Origin of the sequence: Rhizobacter sp., from assembly GCF_031412495.1 — a bacterium.
Lineage (GTDB): Bacteria > Pseudomonadota > Gammaproteobacteria > Burkholderiales > Burkholderiaceae_C > Schlegelella_A.
The window spans coordinates 1-4650 of record NZ_JANODC010000505.1 but is presented as its reverse complement, the minus strand read 5'-3'; the positions used below and the strand labels follow the sequence as shown (position 1 = coordinate 4650).

Annotated in this window: 7 protein-coding genes; 4 read left to right on the top strand and 3 right to left on the bottom strand. The window is 69.7% G+C overall.

The annotated features are described in order from the left end of the window. Both AC30N0_RS18955 and ybeY read left to right on the top strand, forming a co-directional pair. Positions 1–352, top strand: a 352-nt coding sequence (locus AC30N0_RS18955) for a PhoH family protein (RefSeq protein ID WP_489519443.1), incomplete at its 5' end; no start/stop codon positions are given. Further along, the gene (gene ybeY, locus AC30N0_RS18950; RefSeq protein ID WP_489519442.1) at positions 327–824 is read left to right on the top strand and encodes an rRNA maturation RNase YbeY; all 498 of its coding nucleotides are present in this window, start codon (positions 327–329) and stop codon (positions 822–824) included. The genes AC30N0_RS18955 and ybeY, both read left to right, overlap by 26 nt. Here the strand turns inward: ybeY and AC30N0_RS18945 are convergent. The 3 genes from AC30N0_RS18945 to hemB are packed head-to-tail and all read right to left on the bottom strand — an operon-like array spanning position 812 to position 3828. Then, positions 812–1714 (bottom strand): DMT family transporter, encoded by a 903-nt coding sequence (locus AC30N0_RS18945; RefSeq protein ID WP_489519444.1) that lies wholly within the window; start codon positions 1712–1714, stop codon positions 812–814. The two genes, ybeY and AC30N0_RS18945, sit on opposite strands and share 13 nt — an antisense overlap. Beyond that, on the bottom strand, positions 1711–2814 hold the full coding sequence (locus AC30N0_RS18940) for a magnesium transporter CorA family protein (RefSeq protein WP_489519441.1): 1104 nt from the start codon (positions 2812–2814) through the stop codon (positions 1711–1713). The genes AC30N0_RS18945 and AC30N0_RS18940 overlap by 4 nt, the downstream gene beginning before the upstream one ends. 6 nt (positions 2815–2820) lie before the next feature. Continuing rightward, complete coding sequence (hemB, locus tag AC30N0_RS18935) at positions 2821–3828, bottom strand: porphobilinogen synthase (RefSeq protein ID WP_489519440.1); 1008 nt, start codon at positions 3826–3828, stop codon at positions 2821–2823. A gap of 72 nt (positions 3829–3900) precedes the next feature. Here hemB and AC30N0_RS18930 point away from each other — a divergent pair, with 72 nt between their 5' ends. Next, entirely contained in the window at positions 3901–4341 is a 441-nt protein-coding gene (locus AC30N0_RS18930; protein WP_489519439.1) for a CopD family protein, read from the top strand. After that, on the top strand, positions 4342–4650 hold a 309-nt coding region (locus AC30N0_RS18925), incomplete at its 3' end, for a VanZ family protein (RefSeq protein ID WP_489519438.1). It lies immediately after the preceding gene.

The window sequence follows — 4650 nt, the reverse complement described above, 5'->3', positions numbered from 1 at the left end:
CGTCGCCAAGGCCTTCGAGAAGGCGACCCTCGAGGTCGCGCCCTTGGCGTTCATGCGCGGCCGGACCCTGAACCACGCCTTCGTCATCCTCGACGAGGCACAGAACACGACGCCGGAGCAGATGAAGATGTTCCTGACCCGGATCGGCTTCGGCTCCAAGGCGGTGGTCACCGGCGACACCAGCCAGGTCGACCTGCCGCGCGGCTCGACGTCGGGGCTGATCGATGCCGAGCGCGTGCTGGTCGACGTCAAGGGCATCGCGACGACGCGCTTCACCTCGGCCGACGTGGTGCGCCATCCGCTGGTCGCCCGCATCGTCGAGGCCTATGGCGCGGCCGACGAACGTTCCTGAGCCGGCGAGGGCGCCCGCCCGGTCGCGCCCGGCGCGGCCGACGCTGGCCCTCTCGCTGCAGCTCGCCGACGGTCGGCACCGCGCCGTGCTGACGCGGGCCCGCGTGGCGAGCTGGATCCGCGCCGCGCTCGCCGCACCGGCCGAGATCACCGTCCGCGTCGTCGGCGAGGACGAGGGCCGCGAGCTGAACCAGTCCTGGCGCGGCAAGGACGGCCCGACCAACGTCCTGACCTTCGCCTACGCCGACGGGCCGAGGGTCCACGCCGACCTCGTCCTGTGCGCACCGGTGGTCGGGCGCGAAGCGGGTGAGCAGAAGCGCAGCCTGGAGGCGCATTACGCCCACCTGCTCGTGCACGGGACGCTGCATGCGCAGGGCTTCGACCACGAGGGCGACGCCGACGCGACGGCGATGGAGGCGCGCGAGACGGCGATCCTGGCCGGCCTCGGCTTCGCCGACCCCTACGCCGGCTGACGCGCCGGCCACATCACCGAGGCGATCGCGAGGAGGACGAGGACGATGGCGGCGCCGTCCTGCCAGTGCAGCTGCTCGCCGAGGAACCAGGCGCCCGAGAGGGTTCCCAGCACCGGGATCAGCATCACCGACATGCTCGAGGCGACCGGCGGCAGGTTGCGTGCCATCATGAGCCAGATGGCCTGCGCGAAGCCGAAGATCAGGACCGCGTTGTAGGCGATCGCACCCATGGTGGCTGGACTCGGGACGACCCAGCGGTCGCGCTCGAACAGCACCGTCCAGGCGGTCATGCAGAGCGTCGCGAGCAGCGTCATCCAGAAGACGATCGCCAGCGTCGGCGCCTCGATCGTGGTTCGCCGCATCTGCTGCGTGCCGAGCCCCCACACGGCGGCGGCGACGAGCATGCCGACCGCGGCCCAGGGGCTGCCGGTGAGCGTGCCGACCTCGTGCCAGAGCAGCAGCGACACGCCGACGCCCGCGGCGACGATGCCGGCGACGTGGCGGCTGCGCAGGCGCTCGTGGAAGACGGCAACGCCCCAGAGGGCCGAGAAGATCGGCATCGTATAGCCGAGGATCGCCGTCCGTCCGGACGAGAGCGCCTGCACGGCGAGGATCGCGAGCACGTGCCACACCAGCATGTTGGTCAGCGTCAGGGTGCCGAGCTCGCGCCAGTCCCTTCGCGCGATCGAGAACGGCACGCGCAGGAGCCGCAGCACAAGCCAGAGCACCGGCAGGCCGAGCCACATCGACAGGGCGCGGAAGCCGAGCGGCGCAAAGCCGGTCACGCCGATCTTCATTACCGGCCAGTTCAGACCCCAGGTCAGGGTAAGGACGGCGAGAAGCGCGTACTGCCTGGAGCTGAACGCGAAATCGTTCGACGGCGTGTTCAGGGCCGACTCAGGTAGCGCTTGCGCCAGAAGTACAGGCTCATGCCGATGCCGAGCGCCACCATCACCGCGGCGATGAGCCAGAAGCCGGTCGAGCTGTGGATGAGCGGCAGGCGCTCGAAGTTCATGCCGAAGAACCCGGTCACGAGGTTGAGCGGCAGGAAGATGGCGGTGAGCGTCGTCAGCGTGCGCATGATCGCGTTGGTGCGATTGCTCTGCTCGGAGAAGTGGATCTGCACCGCCGTCTCCGATGACGACTCGAGCCGGCGCACGTGCGCGAGCACGCGTTCGATGTGCTCGAGGACGTCGCGCGAGCGCACGCGCAGATGCTCGCGCTCGCGCTGCGCGGAGGCGTCCTTCTCGGGCGGCCATTCGCCCAGCGCGTCGATCCACTCGGTGATCGCGGCGCGCTGGTCCTCGCAGGTGTCCTCGAGCAGGTGCAGGGCGTTGCGCCAGTCGAGCAGCAGGTGCCACTGACCCGGCTGGGCCCGGGGCGAGAACAGCTGCCGCTGCAGGTCGTCGATCTGCTTGCCGAGCAGCCGGCGCAGCTCGAGGTAGCTGTCCACCATGTGGTTGACCATGCGCAGCATCAGGTCGGCCGGACTGACCGGCATGCGCACGCCGGCGCGCCCTTCGGTCGAGGCGGCCTGCCCGAGCAGACGTTTCGCGAAGTACTCCCGCACCTGGCAATCCTCCGGGTGCACGCTAAGGAGCACGCGGTCGAACACCGCGAAGCCGACGGCGCTGGTGTCGATGGCCTGGCTCGCCGCCTTCGGGTCAGAGCCCGCCCCCGTCTTCTTCCCGTTCTCGCCTTCGCTCGCGACGGCGCCGGTGAGGCGCCGAAAGACGAGCAGGTCGTAGGTGGAGGTGTAGTCGTAGCTCGAGGGCAGCTGCGTGTTGAGGAGGTCGGAGACATGGAGCTCGAACAGCGCCGAGCCGGTCTGCCCCTGCAGGAAGGCCTGGACCTGGTCGATCGCGGCCTCGAAGGCGGCCCGGGTGGTGGCCACCCACAGGTGGCCGCTGGCCGGAAGCTGGTCGGGACGGGTCTCGAGCTCGGTGAACCGGTCGCCGGCGACGTGGAAGACGCGAACGGCTTTCGTCATGGCCGCTCAGCGCCCCCGTTTCAGCAACCGCGCGGCTTCCAGTGCGAAATAGCTCAGCACCCCGTCGGCACCGGCGCGCTTGAATGCGATCAGCGCTTCTAAGACGACGGCGTCGTGGTCGAGCCAGCCGTTCAGCGAGGCGGCCTTGAGCATCGCGTATTCGCCGCTCACCTGGTAGGCGAAGGTCGGCACGCCGAACTCGGCCTTGACCCGGCGCACGATGTCCAGGTACGGCATGCCGGGCTTGACCATCACCATGTCGGCGCCTTCGGCGAGGTCGAGGGCCACCTCGCGCAGCGACTCGTCGCCGTTGCCCGGGTCCATCTGGTAGACCTTCTTGTTGCTCCTGCCGAGGTTGGCGGCCGAGCCGACGGCGTCGCGGAACGGACCGTAGAAGGCGCTCGTGTACTTGGCGCTGTAGGCCATGATCAGGGTGTGGATGCGGCCGCTCTCCTCGAGAGCCGAGCGGATCGCGCCGATGCGCCCGTCCATCATGTCGCTGGGCGCGACGATGTCGACGCCGGCCTCGGCCTGGACCAGCGCCTGCTTCGCCAGCACCGCGACGGTGGCGTCGTTGACGATGTAGCCGGTGTCGTCGAGCAGGCCGTCCTGGCCGTGCGAGGTGTAGGGGTCCAGCGCGACGTCGGTCATCAGGCCGAGCTCGGGAAAGCGCTTCTTCAGCTCGCGCACGACCGTCGGCACCAGGCCGCGGGGATTGAGCGCCTCGCCCCCGTCCTCGCTCTTCAGAGACGGCTCCAGCACCGGGAACAGGGCGAGCACCGGAATGCCCATCGCCACGCACTCCTCGGCGATCGGGTAGAGGCGGTCGAGACTGACGCGCTGGATGCCGGGCATCGAGGCGATGTCCTGTGTCTTGCCCTCGCCCTCGAGCACGAAGACGGGCAGGATCAGGTCGCTCGCGCCGAGCGCCGACTCGCGGACGAGATCGCGGCTCCAGGCGTGGCGCCGCAGGCGCCGCGGCCGGCTGGCGGGAAAGGGCGGTGGCGTCTTCACGCCTCGATTCTAGGGAGGGCAGCGCATTCCCGGACCGACCGGGGCGCACGGAGCGCCGCCGATAATCGATGCATGGGTTCATCGTTCCTGTGGGTCAAGGCCCTGCACCTCGTCTTCGTGGCGAGCTGGTTCGCCGGCCTCTTCTACCTGCCGCGCCTGTTCATGAACCTAGTCACCGTGCCGGCCGACAGCCACGCCGAGCGCGAGCGGCTGCTCATGATGGCTCGCAAGCTATACCGCTTCATGAGCCTGCTGATGGTCCCGGCGATCGGGCTCGGCCTCGTCCTGTGGCTGGGCTACGGCGTCGGCAAGGGCCCGCAGAACCACTGGCTGCACGCCAAGATCGTCCTGGTGGTGGGCGCCGTCGGCTACCACCACGCGTGCCGGTCGCTGCTGCGCAAGTTCGAGGAGTTCGCCAACGTGCGCAGCGAACGCTGGTTCCGGGTCTTCAACGAGTCGGCCGTGCTCCTGTTCACTGCCATCGTCGTCCTCGTGATCGTCAAGCCCTTCTGAATGGAATCCGAGCGCGCCGCGGGCGCCCCGTCGAGTGCCGGGGAAGCGCCGCCGCCGCGCCACCGCAGCTCGGCGGTGCCGCTCGCGTGGCTGTACGCCGCCCTGATCGTCTACGCGAGCCTCTACCCGTTCGAGGGCTGGCGCAACCCGGCGGTGGGCCCGCTCGATTTCCTCGCCACCGGCTGGCCGCGCTACTGGACCGGGTTCGACCTCGTCTCGAACCTGCTCGGCTACCTGCCGTTCGGCGTCCTCGTCTTCATCGCGCTGGTCCGCGTCGGCCACGGCACCGCCGCCGCCACCTGGCCGTCG

Excerpts from the sequence above, each read along its gene's own strand:
- ybeY (WP_489519442.1), top strand. The coding sequence starts at position 327 with ATGGCGCGGCCGACGAACGTTCCTGAGCCGGCGAGGGCGCCCGCCCGG.
- AC30N0_RS18940 (WP_489519441.1), bottom strand. The coding sequence starts at position 2,814 with ATGACGAAAGCCGTTCGCGTCTTCCACGTCGCCGGCGACCGGTTCACC.
- AC30N0_RS18930 (WP_489519439.1), top strand. The coding sequence starts at position 3,901 with ATGGGTTCATCGTTCCTGTGGGTCAAGGCCCTGCACCTCGTCTTCGTG.